Below are 21368 nucleotides of genomic sequence, written 5' to 3' on the forward strand. Positions count from 1 at the left end.
TAACCGCTTATGCCACAGGGCCGTCCGCTACAGGTCCCCGACGATGGCCTGACCACCCGGGCGCGGCGCAACGCGCCGATATTGGCCGTCCACACCGGCGACGGCAAGGGCAAGTCGACGGCGGCATTCGGAATGGCGTTGCGGGCCTGGAACGCCGGGCTTGACGTCGCGGTGTTCCAGTTCGTCAAGAGCGCCAAGTGGAAGGTGGGCGAGGAGGCGGCATTCCGTCAGCTCGCGCAGTTGCACGACCAGCACGGCGTCGGGGGCGCCGTCGAATGGCACAAGATGGGCGCCGGCTGGTCCTGGTCGCGCAAGGCGGGCGGCGAATCCGACCACGCCGCCGCGGCCGCCGACGGCTGGGCGGAGATTTCGCGCCGGCTCGCCGCGCAGCGCCACGACTTCTATGTGCTCGACGAATTCACCTATCCGCTGAAGTGGGGCTGGGTCGACGTGGACCGGGTGGTGGAGGTCCTGGCGGCCCGCCCCGGCCAGCAGCATGTCGTGATCACCGGACGCGATGCCCCGCAGCGGCTGGTCGAGGCCGCCGACCTGGTCACCGAGATGGGCAAGGTCAAACATCCGATGGACGCCGGGCGCAAGGGCCAGAAGGGCATCGAATGGTGAGTGTTCCTGCGGTCGTCGTCGCCGCACCGGCATCGGGTAGCGGAAAGACCACGGTCGCAACGGGTTTGATGGGGGCGCTGCGCCGGGCGGGCCACACCGTCGCTCCGTTCAAGGTGGGCCCCGACTTCATCGACCCCGGGTACCACACGCTGGCAGCGGGACGGCCCGGGCGGAACCTGGACCCGGTACTGGTGGGCGAGGGGCTCATCGGTCCGCTCTACGCCCATGGCGCCGGGGGCGCGCACGTCGCGGTGATCGAGGGCGTGATGGGACTCTTCGACGGCCAGATCGGGCCGGCCGAGACCACCCCGGCCGCGGGCTCCACCGCTCACGTCGCCGGTCTGCTGGGCGCCCCGGTGATCCTGGTGGTCGACGCGCGCGGCCAGAGCCACAGCATTGCCGCTCTGCTGCACGGCTTTTCAACGTTCGATGCTGCGACGCGCATCGCCGGAGTCATCCTCAACCGGGTCGGGTCGGCGCGACACGAGCAGGTGCTGCGCCAGGCATGCGAGCACTCCGGCGTCCGCGTCCTGGGAGCGATTCCGCGCCTCGCCGAATTGGAGTTGCCCACAAGGTATTTGGGGCTCGTCACCGCCGTCGAGTACGGACGGCGCGCCCGGCAGGCGATCGAAGCGATAACCGACTTGGTCGCGCGCCACGTCGATCTGGGCGCCGTGGTAGCGACCGCGACCGCGCGGGTCACCGATGCGCCGTGGGATCCCGCGGCGGCGGTGGGCGCAACTCCGGGAGGCGGAGCTGTCGTGGCCATGGCGGCGGGCAAGGCGTTCAGCTTCGGCTACGCCGAACATGCCGAGCTGCTGCGCGCCGCCGGTGCCGACGTCGTCGAGTTCGACCCGCTGGTCGATCCGTTGCCCGACGGCACCGACGCGGTGCTGCTGCCCGGCGGCTTCCCGGAGCAGTTCACCGCGGAGCTCTCGGCCAACGACGTGGTCCGCCGGCAGATCAACGAGCTCGCCGCCACCGGCGCGCCGGTGCACGCCGAATGCGCCGGGCTGATCTATCTGGCCGACGAACTCGACGGGTATCCGATGTGCGGGGTGCTGACCGGCTCGGCGCGGTTCACTCCGCGGCTGACGTTGGCGTATCGCGACGCGGTGGCCGTCGCGGATTCGTCGCTGTATTCGACCGGAGAGCGTGTGGTCGGACACGAATTCCACCGAACCGCAGTCACATTCACCGACAGTTATCAACCGGCGTGGGTGTATCGGGGTGACGGCGTGGACGATGACAGCGCGCCCGTGCGCGACGGCGTGGTACACGCCGGGGTGCATGCGTCGTATCTGCACACCCATCCGGCCGCGACGCCGGACGCGGTGGCGCGTTTCGTGTCCCGCGCCGCGAGTCGCCGAGCGTAACGCCACGGCGAAAATTGGGGCCGAAAACCGCCGTGGCGTTACGCTCGCGGCGCCAACCTCCCCAACCACTAGGCTTGGCGGGTGACCGAGAGCGCCTATCTGGTCGGATTGCGGCTGGCCGGTAAGAAGGTCGTTGTGGTCGGCGGGGGAACCGTCGCGCAGCGCCGCTTACCCCTGCTCATCGCGACCGGCGCCAACGTCCACGTCATCTCCCGCACCGTCACCCGCGCCGTCGAGGCGATGAGCGGAATCACCTTGTCGTTGCGCGAATACCGCGACGGGGACCTCGCCGGCGCCTGGTACGCCATCGCCGCCACCGACGACGCGCACGTGAACGCCGCGGTGGTCGACGAGGCCGAACGGCGCCAGATCTTTTGCGTCCGCGCCGACATCGCGATCGAGGGGTCCGCGGTGACCCCGGCGACCTTCAGCTACGCGGGGTTGTCGGTCGGGGTGCTGGCCGGCGGCGAGCACCGCCGGTCCGCGGCAATCCGGTCGGCCATCCGCGAGGCGTTGCAGACCGGGCTGATCATCCCGGAAACCGCCGAAGAGAGCTCCGACGTGATGCGCGGCGGGGTGGCGCTGATCGGTGGCGGTCCCGGCGACCCGGAACTGATCACCGTCCGTGGCCGCCGCCTGCTCGCCCAGGCCGACGTGGTGGTCGCCGACCGATTGGCGCCGCCCGAACTGCTCGCCGAGCTGCCACCGCACGTGGAAGTCATTGACGCCGCGAAGATTCCGTACGGCCGGGCCATGGCGCAGGACGCGATCAACGAGGTCATGATCGACCGAGCCCGGGCCGGCAACTTCGTGGTGCGCCTCAAGGGCGGCGACCCCTTTGTGTTCGCGCGCGGCTACGAAGAAGTGTTGGCGTGCGCCGACGCCGGGATTCCCGTCACGGTGGTGCCGGGTGTGACAAGTGCCATAGCGGTGCCCGCATTGGCCGGCGTTCCCGTCACCCATCGGGCGGTAAATCACGAGTTCGTGGTGGTCAGCGGCCACCTGCCGCCCGGTCACCCCGAATCGTTAGTGAATTGGGATGCGTTGGCAGCAATGTCCGGAACGATCGTTTTGCTGATGGCCGTCGAACGTATCGAGCTTTTCGTCGACGCCCTGCTGCAAGGGGGGCGACCTGCGGATACGCCGGTGCTGGTAGTACAACATGGAACGACGGCCGCTCAGCAGACGTTGCGGTCGACTCTTGCCGACACGCCCGAGAAGATTCGTGCCGACGGGATTCGACCTCCGGCGATCATCGTCATCGGCCCGGTGGCGGCCTTCGGCGTTTAAACAAATCTTAAGATTACTGTAAGGTAACCCAATATGACGGCTCTCAACGACAGTGAGCGCGCGGTCCACAATTGGACAGCCTCGCGCCCCGATCGTCCAGCCCCGATGCGCGCCACGCGCCCGGCGGAGACCGCCTCAACACGTATGAGCAGGTATTACCCCGCATGGCTGCCGTCTCGCCGTTTCATCGCAGCGGTTATCGCGATCGGTGGGATGCAGCTGTTGGCGACCATGGACAGCACCGTCGCCATCGTCGCGCTTCCTAAGATTCAAAACGAGCTGAGCCTGTCCGATGCCGGCCGTAGCTGGGTGATCACCGCCTACGTGCTCACCTTCGGCGGGCTGATGCTGCTCGGCGGGCGCCTCGGCGACACTATCGGGCGAAAGCGCACCTTCATCGTCGGCGTCACCCTGTTCACCATCTCCTCGGTGCTGTGCGCCGTCGCGTGGGACGAGGCGACGATGGTCATCGCCCGGCTGCTGCAGGGCATCGGATCGGCCATCGCATCGCCGACCGGTCTGGCGTTGGTCGCGACCACCTTCCCGAAGGGCCCGGCGCGCAACGCCGCGACGGCCGTGTTCGCCGCGATGACCGCGATCGGCTCGGTGATGGGTCTGGTGGTCGGCGGGGCGCTGACCGAGGTGTCGTGGCGGCTGGCGTTCATCGTGAACGTGCCGATCGGGCTGGTGATGATCTACCTGGCCCGCACCGCGCTGCGGGAAACCAACCGGGAGCGGATGAAGCTCGACGCCACCGGGGCGATGCTGGCCACGCTGGCATGCACCGCCGCCGTTTACGCGTTCTCGATGGGTCCGGAAAAGGGCTGGGTCTCACCCACCACCATCGGCTCGGGCGTGGTGGCGTTGGCCGCGGCCATCGCCTTCGCGATCGTGGAGCGCACCGCTGACAACCCCGTCGTGCCGTTCGACTTGTTCCGTGACCGCAACCGGCTGGTCACCTTCGTCGCGATCTTCCTGGCCGGCGGGCTCATGTTCAGCCTGACCGTGTCCATCGGCCTGTACGTGCAGGACATCCTCGGTTACAGCGCGCTGCGCGCGGGCGTCGGCTTCATCCCGTTCGTGATCGCGATGGGCATCGGCCTGGGCGTGTCCTCGCAGCTGGTGTCGCGGTTTTCGCCGCGGGTGCTGACCATCGGCGGCGGAGTCCTGCTGTTCTGGGCGATGATCTACGGCTGGGCGTTCATGAACCGCGGCGTCCCCTACTTCCCCAACCTGGTGCTGCCCATTGTCGTCGGCGGCATCGGCATCGGCATGGCGGTCGTGCCGCTGACGCTGTCGGCGATCGCCGGCGTCGGATTCGACCGGATCGGCCCCGTTTCGGCGATCGCGCTGATGCTGCAGAGCCTCGGTGGCCCGCTGGTGCTGGCGGTCATTCAGGCCGTGATCACCTCGCGCACGCTGTACCTGGGTGGCACCACCGGCCCGGTGAAGTTCATGAACGACGCTCAGCTGCACGCCCTAGACCACGGCTACACCTACGGCCTGCTGTGGGTGGCCGGGGTGGCCGTCATCGTCGGCGGTGCGGCGCTGCTCATCGGCTACACCCCCGAGCAGGTCGCGCACGCTCAGGAAGTCAAGGACGCGATCGACGCCGGGGAGCTGTAGCCCGGCATCATCCGGTTTCGGCTGCGCCGCCCTCGCGGCTCGGCTGCTGACAACCGTTAGGCTTGCCCGCTGTGATCACCCGGATGTCCGAGTTGTTCCTGCGCACTTTGCGCGACGACCCCGCCGACGCCGAAGTGCCCAGCCACAAGCTGCTGGTCCGGGCGGGATACGTCCGGCCCGTCGCGCCCGGGCTGTACAGCTGGCTGCCGCTCGGGCTGCGGGTGCTGCGCAACATCGAACGCGTCGTCCGCGAAGAGATGAACGCCATTGGCGGGCAAGAGATTCTGTTCCCCGCCCTGCTGCCGCGCGCGCCGTACGAGACGACGAACCGGTGGACCGAGTACGGCGACGGCATTTTTCGGCTCAAAGACCGCCGCGGCAACGACTACCTGCTCGCCCCCACCCACGAAGAGGTCTTCGCGCTGACGGTGAAGGGGGAGTACAGCTCCTACAAGGACTTTCCGCTGACGCTCTACCAGATCCAGATCAAGTATCGCGACGAGGCGCGGCCGCGGGCCGGCATCCTGCGCGCCCGGGAATTCGTCATGAAGGACTCCTACTCCTTCGACATCGACGAGGCCGGGCTCAAGGCGTCCTACCACGCGCACCGGGAGGCCTACCAGCGGATCTTCGATCGGCTGAAGGTGCGCTACGTCATCGTGTCGGCGGTGACGGGCGCGATGGGCGGCAGCGCCTCCGAGGAGTTCCTGGCCGAGAGCCCGGTGGGTGAGGACACCTTTGTGCGGTGCCTGGAGTCCGGTTACGCGGCCAACGTCGAGGCCGTCGTCACCGCCCGCCCGGACGCGCTGCCCATCGAGGGGCTCCCCGAGGCGGTGGTGCACGACACCCCCGACACCCCGACCATCGCCACGTTGGTGGCCTGGGCGAATGAGGCCGGCCTGGGCCGCACGGTGACCGCGGCTGACACGCTGAAGAACGTCCTGGTCAAAGTCCGCCAGCCCGGCGGCGACTGGGAGCTGCTGGCCATCGGCGTGCCCGGCGACCGCGAGGTCGACGACAAGCGGCTCAGCGCCGCGCTGGAGCCGGCCGAGTACGAATTGCTCGGCGACGACGATTTCGCCAAGTATCCCTTTCTGGTCAAGGGCTACATCGGGCCGAAGGCATTGCGGGACAACGACGTTCGTTATCTTGTCGATCCACGGGTGGTCGACGGCACCAGCTGGATCACCGGGGCCGACGAGCCGGGCCGCCACGTGGTCGGGTTGGTGGCCGGGCGCGACTTCACCGCCGACGGCACCATCGAGGCCGCCGAGGTGCGCGAGGGTGACCCGTCGCCCGACGGCGCCGGCCCGCTGGTCTCCGCGCGCGGCATCGAGGTCGGCCATATCTTCCAGCTCGGCCGCAAATACACCGATGCCTTCACCGTCGACGTCCTCGGCGAGGACGGCAAGCCGGTGCGGCTCATCATGGGCTCCTACGGCCTCGGGGTGTCGCGGCTGGTGGCCGTCGTCGCCGAGCAGCAGCACGACGAGCTGGGCTTGCGCTGGCCGGCGTCGATCGCGCCGTTCGACGTCCACCTGGTGATCGCCAACAAGGACGCCGAGGCCCGCGCCGGTGCTACCAGGCTGGCCGGCGACCTGGACCGGCTGGGGCTCGAGGTGCTGCTCGACGACCGCACCGCCTCGCCCGGCGTCAAGTTCAAGGACGCCGAGCTGCTGGGCATGCCGTGGATCGTCGTGGTGGGCCGCGGCTGGGCGGACGGCGTGGTCGAGCTGCGCGACCGCTTCGGCGGACAGACCCGCGAGCTGGCCGCCGGCACCTCGCTGGCCACCGACATCGTGGCGGCTCTGCAGGGCTAGCCGCTCACCCCGCTATTCGTTGCCGCCCGGGAAACTCGTCGTGATGGGCCACGCGTTCAGTACCCGGTTCCACCGGGCGGCCAAGACCGTGCCCTGCGACAGGGCGGTCGCGGCGAACGCGCGGTCGTCGGCCGTCTCGGCGTGCTCGATGACGGCGCGCCAAGCCGTCTGGCCGTCGCTTTCCATCCGCACCGCCAGCCGTGCCGCATCCGCCGGGCTGCCCACCAGCATCGGTAGCTGGTAGCCGGGCGCGGCGACCGGGGCGGTGACCTTGCGGGCGCTCAGCATGGCGATGACGTCGTCGCGGCGCTGGCGGTGCTGCAGCAGCGCCTCCACCACCAGGTTGTTGACCCCGGGCGGCGACAGCGCGGACACGATGCCGTAGCCGTAGATCGTCGAGTGTTCGACGGACAGCGCGTCGCACAGCGCCGCGTTGTCGGCGTCCTTGCCGGAGCTCATGGCGTCGGCCCCGCGGGCACCAGGGCTACCAAGTACGACGCCGTGCAGGAAGCGGCGATGGAGCCGAGCAACCCGGCCCGGTAGCCCGATGACGACGCCACCAACCGGCTGGCGCTCTCGGCCGACGCGCGCAGCGAGTTGACCACATCGGCCAGCGGGGGCGGCGGTGGCGGCGGCGCGCCGTGCTCGGCGGGAGCGGGGCTGGGCGTTTCGCTCGAGGAGGACGAGAGCTTGCCGGCCGCCCGGGCGATTTCGGTGGACAGCGCCCGCGCATGCGCGGCGCGCTGGGTGGCGACGACGGTCAGCGCGGCGGCGATCTGCGGCGGGTTGCCGACGGCCGCCGCGGCGGCAGTCGCAAGCGCGCTGTCGCGGCGGGCCTGGTCCAGCGGCCCGAGCAACTCCTCGACGGCGGGGGGCTTGGGCGGGGACTCGCCACAGGCGGACGCGGCCACCCCGAGCGCGGCGATTGCCGCGCCGCCGGCGAGCACACCCCGCCGGTTGGTGACGGGTACGGGCACAGAAACATCCTGCCATTGCCGCGGGGTCGGCCACGCCGAGAGGACCTTGACTGACCCACTACCTGACCCACTACCTGACCATGCGATCCACCCCGTCATGGGCGATTCCTGGCGTATCGTTGATAGCTGGTTCTGGTGGAACGCCCACCGTTTCGCCGGGACACCGGAAGCCGCCCCGGGCGGCTGAGAGGCGGCGGTATCCGCCAGATGACCGGACAACTCAAGATGAGGAGCTCGCCGTGACCACCGGGCTACCTTCGCAGACGCAGGTGATCGAGCTACTCGGTGAAGAGTTCGCGCGCGCCGGCTATGAGATCGAAGACGTGGTCATCGACAGTCGGGCGCACCCGCCGCGGATCGGTGTGATCGCCGACGGTGACACCCCGCTCGACTTGGACACCATCGCCGCGTTGTCGCGCTCGGCGTCGGCTTTGCTGGACGCCTCGGACCTTCTCGACGGCATCCGCGAGCGCTACGTCTTGGAGGTCAGCTCGCCGGGCGTGGACCGCCCCCTGACTAGCGCGAAGCACTTCCGCCGCGCGCGCGGGCGCAAGGTCGAACTGGCGCTGGCGGACGGATCGCGGTTGACCGGCCGCGTCGGCGAGACCCGCGACGAGACGGTCGCGTTGGTGGTCCGCGACGGCCGCGAATGGGCGGTGCGGCAGATCCCGCTCGCAGAGATCGTGAAAGCCGTTGTCCAAGTTGAGTTTTCGCAGCCACCCCAGGCGGAGTTGGAACTGGCGACTGGGGCCCTCACGGGGCAGGCCGACAGGACGGAGGCCGGAGCATGAATATCGACATGGCCGCGCTGCACGCGATCGAGGTGGATCGGGGGATCTCGGTCAACGAATTGCTCGAGACGATCAAATCCGCGCTGCTCACCGCCTACCGCCACACCCAGGGTCACCAGAACGACGCGCGCATCGAGATCGACCGCAAAACCGGTGTCGTCAAGGTGATCGCCCGCGAGCTCGACGAGGACGGCAACCTCATCAGCGAATGGGACGACACCCCGGAGGGCTTCGGCCGCATCGCCGCCACGACCGCACGCCAGGTGATGCTGCAGCGGTTCCGCGATGCCGAAAACGAGCGCACCTACGGCGAGTTCTCCACCCGCGAGGGCGAGATCGTCGCGGGGGTGATCCAACGCGACAGCCGCGCCAACGCCCGCGGCCTGGTCGTCGTCCGGATGGGCACCGAAACCAAGGCGTCCGAGGGCGTCATCCCGGCGGCCGAGCAGGTCCCCGGCGAGAGCTACGAGCACGGCAACCGGGTCCGCTGCTATGTCGTCGGCGTCACCCGAGGTGCCCGCGAGCCGCTGATCACGCTGTCGCGGACCCACCCCAACCTGGTGCGCAAGCTGTTCTCGCTGGAGGTCCCCGAGATCGCGGACGGATCGGTCGAGATCGTGGCGGTGGCCCGCGAGGCCGGTCACCGCTCCAAGATCGCGGTGGCCTCCCGCGTGCCGGGCCTGAACGCCAAGGGCGCCTGCATCGGCCCGATGGGGCAGCGGGTCCGCAACGTGATGAGCGAGCTCTCCGGCGAGAAGATCGACATCATCGACTACGACGAGGATCCGGCCCGCTTCGTGGCCAACGCGTTGTCGCCGGCCAAGGTGGTCTCCGTCTCGGTGATCGACCAGAGCGCCCGCGCCGCCCGGGTGGTGGTCCCGGACTTCCAGTTGTCGCTGGCCATCGGCAAGGAGGGCCAGAACGCGCGGTTGGCCGCCCGGCTGACCGGGTGGCGCATCGACATCCGCGGCGATTCGCCGGGAAGTTCCGAGGGGCACGCGGAGAACCAGGCCGAACACGGCGCCGGCCATCCGGTGGCACACGACCGCTGACCTGTAACCGCCCCGGCGCGGGCGGTTCTGACCATTGATCCGGTGACGCTAGACTGAGCCGTGATCCAGCGCGAGCCTTCGGAGTCCGCGCGCGGACGGCCGGGTAGACCGGTGCGGACGTGTGTCGGGTGCCGAAAGCGAGAGCTGGCCGTCGAACTGCTTCGAGTGGTCGCCGTGTCGGCCGGGAACGGCGAATACGCCGTGATCGTTGACACGGGGAGTAGCCTGCCGGGGCGGGGTGCATGGCTGCATCCCGTACCGCAGTGCGTCCAGCAGGCGATTCGGCGGCGGGCTTTCACCAAAGCGTTGCGCATCGCCGGTTCACCGGATACGACCGCGGTGGTCGAGCACATAGCGACGCTTAATGCGCCCGGCTCACCCGGCACCAACAGAAGAGGCAGCAAAGAACATGAGCACACCGTGAAGTCCCGATGACAATGCGTCATAGCTAAACCCGAGGCGCGGCCGCCCCACGACTGTCGCCTCATAGACAGGAGAAGTAGTGGCAGGTAAGGCCCGCGTACACGAGTTGGCTAAGGAACTCGGTGTCACCAGCAAGGAAGTCCTCGCCCGGCTGAATGAACAGGGCGAATTCGTCAAATCCGCATCGTCGACCGTAGAGGCGCCGGTCGCTCGCCGGCTGCGCGAGTCGTTCGGCGGCGGCAAACCCGCCGCGGAAAAGGCGCCAGCGAAGGCCGCCAAGGCCCCCGCCAAGGCCTCCGACCAGGCATTGGACCAGGCCCTCGACCAGGCGATAGACAAGTCCGCGGGCAACGGCGAAGCCACCGCGGCCCCCGCCCGGCCCGCCGCCAAGGCGTCCCCGGCCGCGGCGGCCGAGGCGACCGCGCCACCCGCGCCGCCGTCGGGCCAGCCGAAAGCGCCGGCCCCCGGCCAGCCGGCCCCCCCGCCAGGGATGACGCCGGGACCGCGTCCCGGTCCGGCGCCGAAGCCGGGCGTGCGCACCCCACGCGTCGGCAACAACCCGTTCTCGTCGGCGCAACCCGTCGACCGTCCCATCCCACGTCCCATGGCGCCCCGTCCCGGCGCGGCCCGGCCCGGGGCACCGCGCCCCGGTGCGTCGCCGGGCAGCATGCCGCCGCGTCCCGGCGGTGCCGGTGCGCAGGGCCGTCCGGCGCGCGCCGGTGGGCCGCGGCCCGGCGGCGGCCGGCCCGGTGGGCCCGGTGGCGGCCGCGACGCCGGTGGCGGTAACTACCGCGGCGGCGGGGGCGGCGTGGGTGCCGCACCCGGCGGCGGCGGCGGTTTTCGGGGCCGTCCCGGTGGCGGCGGCGGCCGTCCCGGACAGCGCGGCGGCGCGGCCGGCGCGTTCGGCCGTCCCGGCGGCGCGCCCCGGCGTGGCCGCAAGTCCAAGCGGGCGAAGCGCGCCGAGTACGAGAACATGCAGGCGCCCGTCGTCGGCGGCGTGCGGTTGCCGCACGGCAACGGCGAGACGATCCGGTTGGCCCGCGGGGCCTCCCTGTCCGACTTCGCCGAGAAGATCGACGCCAACCCGGCCGCACTGGTGCAGGCGCTGTTCAACCTCGGCGAGATGGTGACGGCCACCCAGTCGGTGGGCGACGAGACGCTCGAGCTGCTGGGCAGCGAGATGAACTACGTCGTCCAGGTCGTCAGCCCCGAGGACGAAGACCGCGAGCTGCTGGAGTCGTTCGACCTGACCTACGGCGAGGACGAAGGCACCGAGGAAGACCTGCAGACACGTCCGCCGGTGGTGACCGTGATGGGTCACGTCGACCACGGTAAAACCCGGCTGCTGGACACGATCCGAAATGCCAGCGTCCGCGAGGCCGAGGCGGGTGGCATCACCCAGCACATCGGCGCCTACCAGGTTTCCGTCGACCTCGACGGCGCCGAGCGGCTGATCACCTTCATCGACACCCCGGGTCACGAGGCGTTCACCGCCATGCGTGCCCGCGGCGCCAAGGCCACCGACATCGCGATCCTGGTGGTCGCCGCCGACGACGGCGTGATGCCGCAGACGGTGGAGGCCATCAACCACGCGCAGGCCGCCGATGTGCCGATCGTGGTTGCGGTCAACAAGATCGACAAGGAGGGCGCCGATCCCGCCAAGATTCGCGGGCAGCTCACCGAATTCGGTTTGGTGCCAGAGGAATTCGGCGGCGACACGATGTTCGTGGACATCTCGGCGAAGGTGGGCACCAACATCGAGGCGCTGGAGGAGGCGGTGCTGCTGACCGCGGACGCCGCCCTGGACCTGCGGGCCAACCCCGACATGGAGGCCCAGGGTGTGGCGATCGAGGCGCACCTGGACCGCGGCCGCGGGCCGGTGGCCACCGTGCTGGTGCAGCGCGGCACGCTGCGCGTCGGCGACTCGGTGGTGGCGGGCGACGCCTACGGGCGGGTCCGCCGCATGGTCGACGAGCACGGCGAGGACGTTGAGGAGGCGCTGCCGTCGCGGCCGGTGCAGGTCATCGGCTTCACGTCGGTGCCCGGCGCCGGTGACAACTTCCTGGTCGTCGACGAGGACCGCATCGCACGCCAGATCGCCGACAGGCGCAGCGCCCGCAAGCGCAACGCCCTGGCGGCTCGGTCGCGCAAGCGGATCAGCCTGGAGGACCTGGACTCGGCGCTGAAGGAAACCAGCCAGCTGAACCTGATCCTCAAGGGCGACAACGCCGGTACCGTCGAGGCGCTGGAGGAGGCCCTGATGGGCATCCAGGTCGACGACGAGGTGGAACTGCGCGTCATCGACCGCGGCGTCGGTGGCATCACCGAGACCAACGTCAACCTGGCGTCGGCCTCCGACGCGGTGATCATCGGCTTCAACGTCCGCGCCGAGGGCAAGGCGACGGAGCTGGCCAACCGCGAAGGCGTGGACATCCGGTACTACTCGGTGATCTACCAGGCGATCGACGAGATCGAGAAGGCCCTGCGCGGCATGCTCAAGCCGATCTACGAGGAGAACCAGCTGGGTCGCGCCGAGATCCGCGCGATCTTCCGGTCCTCGAAGGTCGGCGTCATCGCCGGCTGCCTGATCACCTCCGGCATCGTGCGCCGCAACGCCAAGGCCCGGTTGTTGCGCGACAACATCGTCGTCTCCGACAACCTGACGATCACGTCGCTGCGGCGGGAAAAGGACGACGTGACCGAGGTCCGCGACGGCTTCGAATGCGGTATGACACTGGGTTACTCCGACATCAAGGAAGGCGACATCATCGAGTCCTACGAGCTCGTTCAAAAGGAACGCGCCTAATGGCCGATCCCGCTCGGGCGCGCCGGCTGGCCAAGCGGATCAACACGATCGTCGCGTCGGCGATCGAGTTCGAGATCAAGGATCCCGGGCTGGACGGGGTGACCATCGTCGACACGAAGGTAACGGCCGACCTGCACGATGCGACGGTGTTCTACACCGTGATGGGACGAACGCTCGACGACGAGCCGGATTACGCGGCCGCCGCGGCCGCGCTGGATCGGGCCAAGGGCGCCCTGCGCACCATGGTCGGGGCGGGAACCGGTGTCCGCTTCACTCCCACTTTGACGTTCACCCGGGACACGACGTCCGACACCGTGCGACGGATGGACGAGTTGTTGGCCCGTGCCCGCGCCGCGGACGCCGATCTGGCGCGGGTTCGGGTGGGCGCCAAGCCGGCAGGGGAGGCCGACCCGTACCGTGAAACGGGGCTCGACGCTAAGGACACCGGTGACGACGATCAACGCGAAAACTGAGCTGGCCGATGCCCCGGTTGCCGGGGTACGCGTCGACGCCGTCCGCGCCGCCGAATTGCTGTCGGCGGCCACGACGATCGCGGTGGTCTGCCACGTCCATCCCGACGCCGACACCATCGGTGCGGGGCTGGCGCTGGCCACGGTCCTGGATCGGTGCGGCAAAGAGGTCGAGGTCGGTTTCGCCGCGCCGGAAACGTTGCCGGAGTCGCTGCGGACGCTGCCCGGTTGCCACCTGCTGGTCCACCCCGACGCGATGCGCCGCGGCGTCGATTTGGTTGTGACCGTTGACGTTCCGAGCGCCAAACGGCTCGGTGCCCTGATCGACCTGGCCGGGCCGGACCAGCACCTGCTGGTGATCGATCACCACGCCTCCAACGACATGTTCGGTACCGCGAATTTCGTCGACCCGGCGGCCGACTCCACCACGCTGTTGGTTGCCGAACTCCTCGACGCGTGGGGCAAGCCGCTCGACACCGACGTCGCGCATTGCATTTACGCGGGACTGACGACCGACACCGGGTCCTTCCGCTGGGCCAGTGCGCGGGCCCACCGGCTGGCGGCCCGGCTGGTGGACGCCGGCGTGAACAACGCCGCGATATCCCGGGCGCTGATGGACACCCATCCGTTCGCGTGGCTGCCGATGCTGTCGCGGGTGCTGGGTTCCGCGCAACTGATGCCCGACGCCGCCGGTGGCCGCGGCCTGGTCTACGTGGTCGTCGAGAACTCCGAATGGGTCAACTCGCGCCCGGAGGAAGTCGAGAGCATCGTCGACATCGTGCGCACCACGCAGCAGGCCGAGGTGGCGGCGGTGTTCAAGGAGGTCGACCCGCAACACTGGTCGGTGTCGATGCGGGCGAAGGCCGACGTGGATCTGGCGGCAGTCGCGTCCGTGTTCGGCGGTGGCGGCCACCGCTTGGCCGCCGGCTATTCGACCACCGGCTCGATCGACGACGCCGTGGCCTCGCTGCGCACCGCCCTCGGCTGATTCGGGTTACAGCGCCGACGGCTGTATCACTTCGCCTTGGGCATGGCGTTGCCCCAAAAGGCGAGGACGGCGATGGCGAAGGCAACGAACACGATCGCCAGGCCGAGGGCCGGCCACTTCCACATCCGGGTTCGACGAGTGGTTCGACGGCTGCCGGAGACGACCGCCCCGATGCCCGCCAGCAACGCGGCAACAGCGACCCCGCCGACGATGACGCCCGCTCCGCTCCACATGTTGTGAACGAAGCGCGTCACCGCTGGGCTGTCGCAGTCGTCGCTGCAAATGGGCATCATCGTCCACAACAAACCCAGCGCCGCGGCGGCGAGCGCCAGCAGGCTGGCCCCCGCTTGCACCACAAAAAGGCTCACCGTCGCGGTTTTGTCGGCGGTCGATCGTTGCCGGGGAGGCGGCGCGAAGCTCGCTCCGTAGGGCGGCTGGTGGAAGGTCACGCGCCTAGCGCACCTGGGAGCGTCCGCGTTGCAGCACGGCCTCACGGTTGGCGGCGATGTCGTCGCCGCTGGTCCGGAATTGCCTGGCCGCCATGGCTTCCAGCCACAGCCCGGCGCTCGTCTGCGAATCGTCGATCCGGTGATACGACGCCAGCAGCGCCCGCACCGCGTTCTGGTTGTTGCCGACGATGCTCGCCGCCACCTCGCGGGCGGTGGCCAGCAGCGCCTCGTGCGGAACCACCTCGGTGACCAGCCCGGCCCGCAGCGCGTCGGCCGCCGACAGGTAGTCGCCGGTCATGCTCATCCGCCGGGCCAGGCCGACCCCCACCTTCTGCGGCAACCGCACGCTCAAGCCCCAGGTGGGCAGCAGGCCCACCCGGGCGTGGGTGTCGGCGAAGCGCGCCTGCTCCGAGGCGATCACGATGTCGCAGTACAGGACCAGCTCCAGCCCGCCGGTGACGGCGGCGCCGTTGATGGCGCCGATCACGGGCTTCGTCATCGCCGGCCACCGCGGTGAGATGTCCGGCAGGGCCGACTCGCTGCCCAGCTCCTTGAGGTCGAGTCCGGCGCAGAACACCGGATCGCTGCCCGTGACGATGACGACGTCGACGTCGTCATCGGTCTCGGCGTCGGCCAGAGCACCGAAGAACCGGTCGCGCAGCACCGTCGACAGGGCATTGCGGGATTGGGGCCGGTTGAGGGTCAGCGTGCGCACCCGCTCGTCGGTGTCGATCAGCAGGATGTCGTCGGTCATGCCATCACCGTAATCAGGGGCGGCGCCTATCGTTGAGCCATGTGCCGAAACATCACCGAACTGCGGGGTTTGCAGCCCGCGGCCACGGCCGAGGAGATCGCGGCGGCTGCCCGCCAGTACGTGCGCAAGGTCAGCGGCATCACGCGCCCGTCGGCGGCCAACGCCGAGGCGTTCGAGGCGGCGGTCGCCGAGGTCACCGAGACGACGACGCGGCTGCTGCGCGCCCTGCCGCCGCGGCGCCAGCCGCCCAAGACCGTTCCGCCGCTGCGCCGGCCAGAGGTGCTGGCCCGGCTCGGCGGCCCGGTATGACGCTGACCGCCACCGCACCGGCGCTCAAGGAGTGGAGCGCCGTCGTGCACGCGCTGCTGGACGGTCGCCAGCGCGTGCTGCTGCGCAAGGGCGGCATCGGCGAGAAGCGCTTCGAGGTCGCGGCCGAGGAATTCCTCTTCTTTCCGACCGTCGCGCACAGCCACGCGCAGCGGGTCCGGCCCGAACACCGCGACCTGCTCGAACCGGCGGCCGCCGACAGCACCGACGATCAGCTGCTGATCCGGGCCGCCGCGAAAGTCGTTGCCGCACAAGAGGTCAACCGCCCCGACGGGCTGGCTGCAATCGAGGATCTGCACATCTGGACACCCGAATCGGTGCGCGCCGATCGGCTCGACTTCCGCCCTAAGCACAAGCTGGCGGTGTTGGTGGTGTCGGTCATCCCGTTGGCCGAGCCGGTGCACATCGCCCGCAGCCCCGACTACGCGGGCTGCAAGAGCTGGGTGCAGCTGCCGGTGCGGGCGGATTTGGCGGCGCCGGTCCACGACGAAGCAGTGCTAGCCGACGTCGCCGTCCGGGTCCGCGACGCCGTCGGCTGACAGGTCGGGCGGTCCGACCGGAAGCAGCAGCCGCGAGCGTCCGTAGTGCACGGCGTGGTTGGCCGGCTTCGACTGCTGAGCCGTCAACAGCGGTTCGCCGGTGCCGAGGTTGCGCGCGTAGCGGGGGAACCAGCTGCCGGCGATCAGCAGGCGGATGCGTGAGCCGGCCCGGAAACGATGGGCGATCCCGTCGAGTTCGATCCTGACGGTCGTCGCGGCGTTGCCGGCCTGACTCAGGCGCCGGTAGCCGTCGCTGACGTTGCGGGATCGCCCCCTGGCTCCGATATCCCTGACCTCACTCACTCGCACGAACAGGTCGACGTGCGGATTGTCCGAGCTGTGCGCCAGCTCGACGACCGGGGTTCCGTACACGCACACATCGTGGGTGAGCGTCGCGCTGGTGAAGGCGAGCACGTCGTCGCGCAGGGCGAGCCGGCTGTCGTCGCGATAGCCGCCGCTGCGCAACAACAGCGGGCCGCCGGTGGTGGGCGTCGGATCGGCGGGGTCGGAGCGGAACGTCGCCGGGGCCACCCCCGCCAGGTCTGTCGGCCGGGCCTCGTCGAGATACCGCCCGGGCCGCAGATACAGCGCCCGCTCGGCGGTTTGCGGCGGCCAGTCGGGCACGTTGCGCCAGCCTTGGCCGGTGACGTACACGCGGACCCGGCTGGGCCGGCGCAGAGCGGGCGCGCCGCCCAGGTGGGTGTCCAGCCAGTCCATCGAATCCGCGACCGTGATACCCAGCGCCCTGCTGAGCTGCTGGGTGTGTGTCCAGGGTCCGACCGTGAGGGCGACGTCGACGCCGCGACGGCGCAGATGGGCGTAGTGGTGCAGGGTTTGCTTGACGAAGATGTCCTGCCAACCTCCCACCAGCAGGACCGGCACCTGGACCCGGTCCAGCGCCTCGGGGAACCGCAGCCGGTCCCAGAACGGGTCGTCGCGGTCGGGATGTTCGATCCACGATTCGAACCAGGGCGCGCCCGTGCCGAGCAGCGCCCGCGCCGCGGCGCCCATCGGCAGTTCACCCACTGCCCGGGCGATATTTCGCTGCGCCCGTAGTTGACGGATGGCGGTCCCGATGCGCCCGGCGCGCTCTTGGTGGGTGACCAGATCGCACCAGCCCAGGAATTCGTTGACCGTGAAAGAGCCAGTGCCCCAAACCGAGTCGTTGAAATCGTGCGGGCCCACGGTGATGACGGCCGCGGCCAATTCCGGCGGCGGATCGGACAACAGCGCCCACTGCGTGAATCCCAGATACGAGAGCCCGATTGTGGCGAATCGACCTGTGAACCAAGGCTGTTCACGCAGCCAGGCGACCGTGTCGGCGCCGTCAGCGGCCTCGTTGACCATCGGCTCGAACACCCCGCCGGAGCCGAACGTCCCACGCACGCTTTGCAATACGACGTGATAGCCGCGGGCCGCATACAGTCGGGCGAACACCAGCGAGAAGGGAAATCCGCGCCCGTAGGGCCCGCGGACCAGCACGGTGCCGGCGGGTGTGGCGGTCGTCGGCGCGTAGTGGTCGCCCACCAGGTGGATCCCGTCGCGCATCGGGACTTCAACCCGATTCACGGTGTACCCAGTGCTCGCCGGGGGCAGGCCCAACAATCGGCCGACGGCATTGCCGCCGGCCTGCTTGAGCGCGCCCAGCGCGGGTTCGGCGGGCCGGGTCGGTGTCGACGTCACGGCCCTCAGGTTAGGGGTCACCGGCCGGGCTAGAACTTGTAGTACGGCACGAGGTCGTTGGCCCGCTGCAGGTTGGTGGACGGGCAGTCGACCTCGGGGTTGGAGTAGATGGTCGAGTAGTACAGCGCCTGCTGCAGCACCCCGTAGCTGGTCTTGAACGCCACCATGCAGGAGAAGTACCAGTAGCTGTTGTGATACGTCGGCTTCAAGACCCAGTACGTGGCGGCGCGATGCCCGGCGATGGTGGTCTCCAGCGCGTCGGGCGGCAGCGACTGTTCGTATTGGCGCCAGATGATGGGCTCGACGGCCAATTGGTAGTTGCCCGCGTCGAAGTGGCAGCGCAGCCCGTCCTCGGGCTCCGGCGGAGTGAAGGCCAGCCCGAGCCGCTGCAGGGCGTCGAACGGGATGTCCCGGCACGGATCGAAGGGGCTCGGGTCAGTGGTTGCCACGATCGGGCTCTTCATCGTGGTCTCCGGGGTCTCCATCGGGGCCGCGGTCGAGCGCAGCTCGACGGCCTTGTCCGCGGCTGGCGCGGGCGGGCCGGTGTACCAGCCCGCGGTTCCCCCCAGGGCCGCCGCGATCAACGCAGCAACCGCTCCGATCAGTCGCACTCTGGTGAACACCATGCCCCCTGATCCGCGCCCCCTGACGCCTCGGCGATCCCTTGGCCGGGAGTGTACAAGTCGGGTCAGCAGCCTCACAGAGAAACGAGAACACGTTCTAATCCGTCGATCAAGGCCCTGGCCGAAACCCGCCTAGGGCAGCGGGTCGTTAGGCTGGTTAGTCGTGGCAAGTCAGCAGTCGGGCAACGGGGGACAGCCGACCGGTCAACCAACCTTGTGGGCGGTTTCGGACCTGCACACCGGCCACGTCGGCAACAAGCCCGTCACCGAATCGCTGCACCCGTCGTCGCCGGAGGACTGGCTGATCGTCGCCGGCGACGTCGCCGAACGCACCGACGAGATCCGCTGGACCCTTGACCTGCTGCGACGCCGCTTCGCCAAGGTGATCTGGGTCCCCGGCAACCACGAGCTGTGGACCACGAATCGCGATCCCGCGCAGGTCTTCGGCCGGGCGCGGTATGACTACCTGGTCCACATGTGCGACGAGCTCGGCGTGGTCACACCCGAGCACCCGTTTCCGGTGTGGACCGAACGCGGCGGCCCCGCCACGATCGTGCCGATGTTCCTGCTTTACGACTACACCTTCTTGCCCGAGGGGGCGACGAGCAAAGCCGAGGGTCTGGCCATCGCGCGCGAGCGCAACGTGGTGGCCACCGACGAATTCCTGCTCTCACCGGAGCCCTACCCCACCCGCGACGCCTGGTGCCGGGAGCGGCTCACGGCCACCCGCGCGCGCCTCGAACAGCTGGACTGGATGACACCGACCGTCCTGGTGAACCACTTCCCCCTGGTCCGCGACCCCTGCGACGCGTTGTTCTACCCGGAATTCTCGCTGTGGTGCGGCACCACCAAGACCGCCGATTGGCACACCCGCTACAACGCCGTCTGCTCGGTCTACGGGCACCTGCACATCCCGCGGACCACCTGGTACGACGACGTGCGCTTCGAGGAGGTGTCGGTCGGTTACCCCCGGGAGTGGCGGCGGCGCAAGCCGTACACCTGGCTGCGCCAGGTCCTGCCGGATCCGCAATACGCGCCCGGCTACCTCAACGACTTCGGCGGTCACTTCGTGATCACCCCCGAGATGCGCAAACAGGCCACGCAGTTCCGGGAACGGCTGCGCCAGCGGCAGTCACGATGACCGAGCCGATGCTGGTGTCGTCGGTGCTGCCGGCGCCGGGGGATCTGGCGTCTGGGGATCTGGCGTACGCGGAGGCGTACTCCGATCCGCCCGGGCTGGCCCCGTTGCCCGAAGAAGAGCCGCTGATCGCCAGGTCGGTTGCCAAGCGGCGCAACGAATTCATCACCGTCCGGCATTGCGCCCGGATCGCGCTGGGCGAGCTCGGGCTGCCGCCGGTGCCAATCCTCAAGGGCGACAAGGGACAACCGTGCTGGCCCGACGGCGTGGTGGGCAGCCTCACGCACTGCGCGGGCTATCGCGGCGCGGTGGTGGGGCGCAGCGCATCCGTGCGCTCGGTGGGCATCGACGCCGAACCACACGACGTGTTGCCCAACGGCGTGCTGGACGCCGTCACGCTGGAGGAGGAACGCCACGAGATTTCCGCCCTGCCCGAGGGCCTGCATTGGGATCGAATCCTGTTCTGCGCCAAGGAGGCAACGTATAAGGCCTGGTTCCCGCTGACCAAGCGCTGGCTGGGTTTCGAGGACGCCCACGTGGTGTTCGACGTCGATCCGGCCGGTGGCGGAACCGCCGGGGTGTTCGTGTCCAAGATCCTGATCGATCCCGCCGCGCTGTCGGGCCCGCCGCTGACCGCGCTGCGGGGGCGCTGGTCGGTCGAGCGCGGGCTGGTGCTGACCGCGATCGTGCTATGAGCGAACCGGGCCCCGGCGGCTCCGGCATTGTGGTGATCGACAAGCCGGCCGGAATGACCAGCCACGACGTGGTGGGCCGGTGCCGCCGCATCTTTTCCACCCGCAGGGTGGGACACGCGGGGACGCTGGACCCGATGGCCACCGGCGTGCTGGTGATCGGGGTCGACCGCGCCACCAAGATCCTCGGCCTGCTGACGGCGGCGTCGAAGTCGTACGCCGCCACCGTCCGCCTCGGCCAGACCACGTCCACCGAGGACGCCGAAGGTGAACTGCTGCAAAGTGTCTCGGCCGAGCGGGTGACCGGCGAGGCGATCGCGGCCGCGGTCGCCGGGCTGCGCGGTGAGATCCGGCAGGTGCCGTCGGCCGTCAGCGCGATCAAGGTCGGCGGGCGTCGCGCCTACCGGTTGGTCCGCGAGGGCCACGAGGTCGAGCTCGAGGCCCGGCCGGTGCGCATCGACCGGCTCGAGGTGTCCGACGTTCGACGCCACGGCCCTCTCGTCGACCTCGACATCGAGGTCGATTGCTCGTCGGGCACCTACATCCGCGCACTGGCGCGCGATCTGGGCGCCGCACTCGGTGTCGGCGGACACCTGACGTCGTTGCGGCGCACCCGCGTCGGCCGCTTCACGCTGCAGGAGGCGCACTCACTCGACGAGCTGGCCGAGCGCGACGCCTCTTCTAGGCTGAGCTGGACGCTCGACGAGGCGTGTCTGCTGATGTTTCCGCGCCGCGAGCTGTCCGCCGAGGAGGCCGAGGCGACGAGTAACGGCCGGTCCCTTTCGCCGGCCGGTGTCGACGGCGTCTATGCCGCCACGGACCCCGACGGCCGGGTGATGGCGCTGCTGCGCGACGAGGGATCGCGCACGAAGTCGGTGGTGGTGATACGGCCCGCGACGCTGTAGGCATACGCTGGGTCG

22 protein-coding genes are annotated in these 21368 nt (G+C 69.6%); 16 read left to right on the plus strand and 6 right to left on the minus strand.

Annotation, left to right across the window (positions count from 1 at the left end; translation table 11 throughout):
- The first annotated feature begins 9 nt into the window (after positions 1-9).
- The 5 genes from cobO to A5747_RS01895 all read left to right on the plus strand — a co-directional run bounded on the left by cobO (position 10) and on the right by A5747_RS01895 (position 6736).
- Complete coding sequence (gene cobO, locus A5747_RS01875) at positions 10-624, plus strand: cob(I)yrinic acid a,c-diamide adenosyltransferase (RefSeq protein ID WP_076121985.1); 615 nt, start codon at positions 10-12, stop codon at positions 622-624.
- Positions 621-2000, plus strand: coding sequence for a cobyrinate a,c-diamide synthase (locus A5747_RS01880; RefSeq protein ID WP_142245431.1), 1380 nt, complete (start codon positions 621-623; stop codon positions 1998-2000). Before cobO ends, A5747_RS01880 begins: the two co-directional genes overlap by 4 nt.
- A gap of 81 nt (positions 2001-2081) precedes the next feature.
- Positions 2082-3290, plus strand: coding sequence for a uroporphyrinogen-III C-methyltransferase (cobA, locus tag A5747_RS01885; protein ID WP_076121987.1), 1209 nt, complete (start codon positions 2082-2084; stop codon positions 3288-3290).
- A 33-nt stretch (positions 3291-3323) separates the two neighbouring features.
- The gene (locus tag A5747_RS01890) at positions 3324-4916 is read left to right on the plus strand and encodes an MFS transporter (protein ID WP_076121988.1); all 1593 of its coding nucleotides are present in this window, start codon (positions 3324-3326) and stop codon (positions 4914-4916) included.
- 71 nt (positions 4917-4987) lie between these two features.
- Complete coding sequence (locus A5747_RS01895; RefSeq protein WP_076121989.1) at positions 4988-6736, plus strand: proline--tRNA ligase; 1749 nt, start codon at positions 4988-4990, stop codon at positions 6734-6736.
- Between the two features lie 12 nt (positions 6737-6748).
- Here the strand turns inward: A5747_RS01895 and A5747_RS01900 are convergent, their stop codons facing one another.
- Entirely contained in the window at positions 6749-7195 is a 447-nt protein-coding gene (locus A5747_RS01900; RefSeq protein WP_076121990.1) for a ferritin-like domain-containing protein, read from the minus strand.
- Positions 7192-7713 (minus strand): hypothetical protein, encoded by a 522-nt coding sequence (locus tag A5747_RS01905; protein WP_233147916.1) that lies wholly within the window; start codon positions 7711-7713, stop codon positions 7192-7194. Before A5747_RS01905 ends, A5747_RS01900 begins: the two co-directional genes overlap by 4 nt.
- A gap of 239 nt (positions 7714-7952) precedes the next feature.
- Here A5747_RS01905 and rimP point away from each other — a divergent pair, with 239 nt between their 5' ends.
- From rimP to A5747_RS01935, 6 genes are all read left to right on the plus strand, one after another.
- Complete coding sequence (gene rimP / locus A5747_RS01910) at positions 7953-8504, plus strand: ribosome maturation factor RimP (RefSeq protein ID WP_076121991.1); 552 nt, start codon at positions 7953-7955, stop codon at positions 8502-8504.
- Positions 8501-9556 (plus strand): transcription termination factor NusA, encoded by a 1056-nt coding sequence (gene nusA / locus A5747_RS01915; RefSeq protein WP_076121992.1) that lies wholly within the window; start codon positions 8501-8503, stop codon positions 9554-9556. Before rimP ends, nusA begins: the two co-directional genes overlap by 4 nt.
- A gap of 174 nt (positions 9557-9730) precedes the next feature.
- Positions 9731-9991, plus strand: a complete 261-nt coding sequence (locus A5747_RS01920; protein WP_369804978.1) for a YlxR family protein — start codon at positions 9731-9733, stop codon at positions 9989-9991.
- Between the two features lie 67 nt (positions 9992-10058).
- Positions 10059-12785: a translation initiation factor IF-2 gene (gene infB, locus A5747_RS01925; protein WP_076121994.1), complete on the plus strand. Its 2727-nt coding sequence runs from the start codon at positions 10059-10061 to the stop codon at positions 12783-12785.
- On the plus strand, positions 12785-13258 hold the full coding sequence (gene rbfA / locus A5747_RS01930) for a 30S ribosome-binding factor RbfA (RefSeq protein WP_076063583.1): 474 nt from the start codon (positions 12785-12787) through the stop codon (positions 13256-13258). The genes infB and rbfA overlap by 1 nt, the downstream gene beginning before the upstream one ends.
- Positions 13233-14243 (plus strand): bifunctional oligoribonuclease/PAP phosphatase NrnA, encoded by a 1011-nt coding sequence (locus A5747_RS01935; protein WP_076121995.1) that lies wholly within the window; start codon positions 13233-13235, stop codon positions 14241-14243. The genes rbfA and A5747_RS01935 overlap by 26 nt, the downstream gene beginning before the upstream one ends.
- A gap of 26 nt (positions 14244-14269) precedes the next feature.
- Here the strand turns inward: A5747_RS01935 and A5747_RS01940 are convergent, their stop codons facing one another.
- Positions 14270-14692 carry a hypothetical protein gene (locus A5747_RS01940; protein ID WP_142245423.1) on the minus strand — a complete coding sequence of 141 codons (423 nt, stop codon included), beginning with the start codon at positions 14690-14692 and terminating at the stop codon, positions 14270-14272.
- Between the two features lie 4 nt (positions 14693-14696).
- Complete coding sequence (locus tag A5747_RS01945; RefSeq protein ID WP_076121997.1) at positions 14697-15446, minus strand: enoyl-CoA hydratase; 750 nt, start codon at positions 15444-15446, stop codon at positions 14697-14699.
- A gap of 39 nt (positions 15447-15485) precedes the next feature.
- Here A5747_RS01945 and A5747_RS01950 point away from each other — a divergent pair, with 39 nt between their 5' ends.
- Positions 15486-15755: a DUF2277 family protein gene (locus tag A5747_RS01950; protein WP_076121998.1), complete on the plus strand. Its 270-nt coding sequence runs from the start codon at positions 15486-15488 to the stop codon at positions 15753-15755.
- Entirely contained in the window at positions 15752-16312 is a 561-nt protein-coding gene (locus A5747_RS01955) for a DUF1802 family protein (protein WP_076121999.1), read from the plus strand. The genes A5747_RS01950 and A5747_RS01955 overlap by 4 nt, the downstream gene beginning before the upstream one ends.
- Here the strand turns inward: A5747_RS01955 and A5747_RS01960 are convergent.
- The gene (locus A5747_RS01960; RefSeq protein WP_076122000.1) at positions 16271-17995 is read right to left on the minus strand and encodes a CocE/NonD family hydrolase; all 1725 of its coding nucleotides are present in this window, start codon (positions 17993-17995) and stop codon (positions 16271-16273) included. The genes A5747_RS01955 and A5747_RS01960 overlap by 42 nt on opposite strands.
- A 29-nt stretch (positions 17996-18024) precedes the next feature.
- Positions 18025-18618, minus strand: coding sequence for a DUF3558 domain-containing protein (locus A5747_RS01965; RefSeq protein ID WP_076122163.1), 594 nt, complete (start codon positions 18616-18618; stop codon positions 18025-18027).
- A 163-nt stretch (positions 18619-18781) separates the two neighbouring features.
- Between A5747_RS01965 and A5747_RS01970 the strand changes: the two genes are divergently transcribed.
- Genes A5747_RS01970 through truB form a run of 3 tightly spaced genes read left to right on the plus strand, consistent with a single transcriptional unit; the run spans position 18782 to position 21353 of the window.
- Positions 18782-19759: a metallophosphoesterase gene (locus A5747_RS01970; protein ID WP_076122001.1), complete on the plus strand. Its 978-nt coding sequence runs from the start codon at positions 18782-18784 to the stop codon at positions 19757-19759.
- Positions 19756-20451, plus strand: a complete 696-nt coding sequence (locus tag A5747_RS01975; RefSeq protein ID WP_076122002.1) for a 4'-phosphopantetheinyl transferase — start codon at positions 19756-19758, stop codon at positions 20449-20451. Before A5747_RS01970 ends, A5747_RS01975 begins: the two co-directional genes overlap by 4 nt.
- Complete coding sequence (gene truB, locus A5747_RS01980) at positions 20448-21353, plus strand: tRNA pseudouridine(55) synthase TruB (protein ID WP_076122003.1); 906 nt, start codon at positions 20448-20450, stop codon at positions 21351-21353. Before A5747_RS01975 ends, truB begins: the two co-directional genes overlap by 4 nt.
- The last annotated feature ends 15 nt before the right edge of the window (positions 21354-21368 follow it).

It is taken from the genome of Mycobacterium sp. IS-836 (assembly GCF_001954275.1).
GTDB lineage: Bacteria > Actinomycetota > Actinomycetes > Mycobacteriales > Mycobacteriaceae > Mycobacterium.

What these genes read in the sequence shown, in the direction of transcription:
- cobO (WP_076121985.1), top strand. Translation starts at nt 10, where the DNA reads ATGCCACAGGGCCGTCCGCTACAGGTCCCCGACGATGGCCTGACCACC.
- A5747_RS01890 (WP_076121988.1), top strand. Translation starts at nt 3,324, where the DNA reads ATGACGGCTCTCAACGACAGTGAGCGCGCGGTCCACAATTGGACAGCC.
- A5747_RS01900 (WP_076121990.1), bottom strand. Translation starts at nt 7,195, where the DNA reads ATGAGCTCCGGCAAGGACGCCGACAACGCGGCGCTGTGCGACGCGCTG.
- nusA (WP_076121992.1), top strand. Translation starts at nt 8,501, where the DNA reads ATGAATATCGACATGGCCGCGCTGCACGCGATCGAGGTGGATCGGGGG.
- rbfA (WP_076063583.1), top strand. Translation starts at nt 12,785, where the DNA reads ATGGCCGATCCCGCTCGGGCGCGCCGGCTGGCCAAGCGGATCAACACG.
- A5747_RS01945 (WP_076121997.1), bottom strand. Translation starts at nt 15,446, where the DNA reads ATGACCGACGACATCCTGCTGATCGACACCGACGAGCGGGTGCGCACG.
- A5747_RS01950 (WP_076121998.1), top strand. Translation starts at nt 15,486, where the DNA reads ATGTGCCGAAACATCACCGAACTGCGGGGTTTGCAGCCCGCGGCCACG.
- A5747_RS01955 (WP_076121999.1), top strand. Translation starts at nt 15,752, where the DNA reads ATGACGCTGACCGCCACCGCACCGGCGCTCAAGGAGTGGAGCGCCGTC.
- A5747_RS01975 (WP_076122002.1), top strand. Translation starts at nt 19,756, where the DNA reads ATGACCGAGCCGATGCTGGTGTCGTCGGTGCTGCCGGCGCCGGGGGAT.
- truB (WP_076122003.1), top strand. Translation starts at nt 20,448, where the DNA reads ATGAGCGAACCGGGCCCCGGCGGCTCCGGCATTGTGGTGATCGACAAG.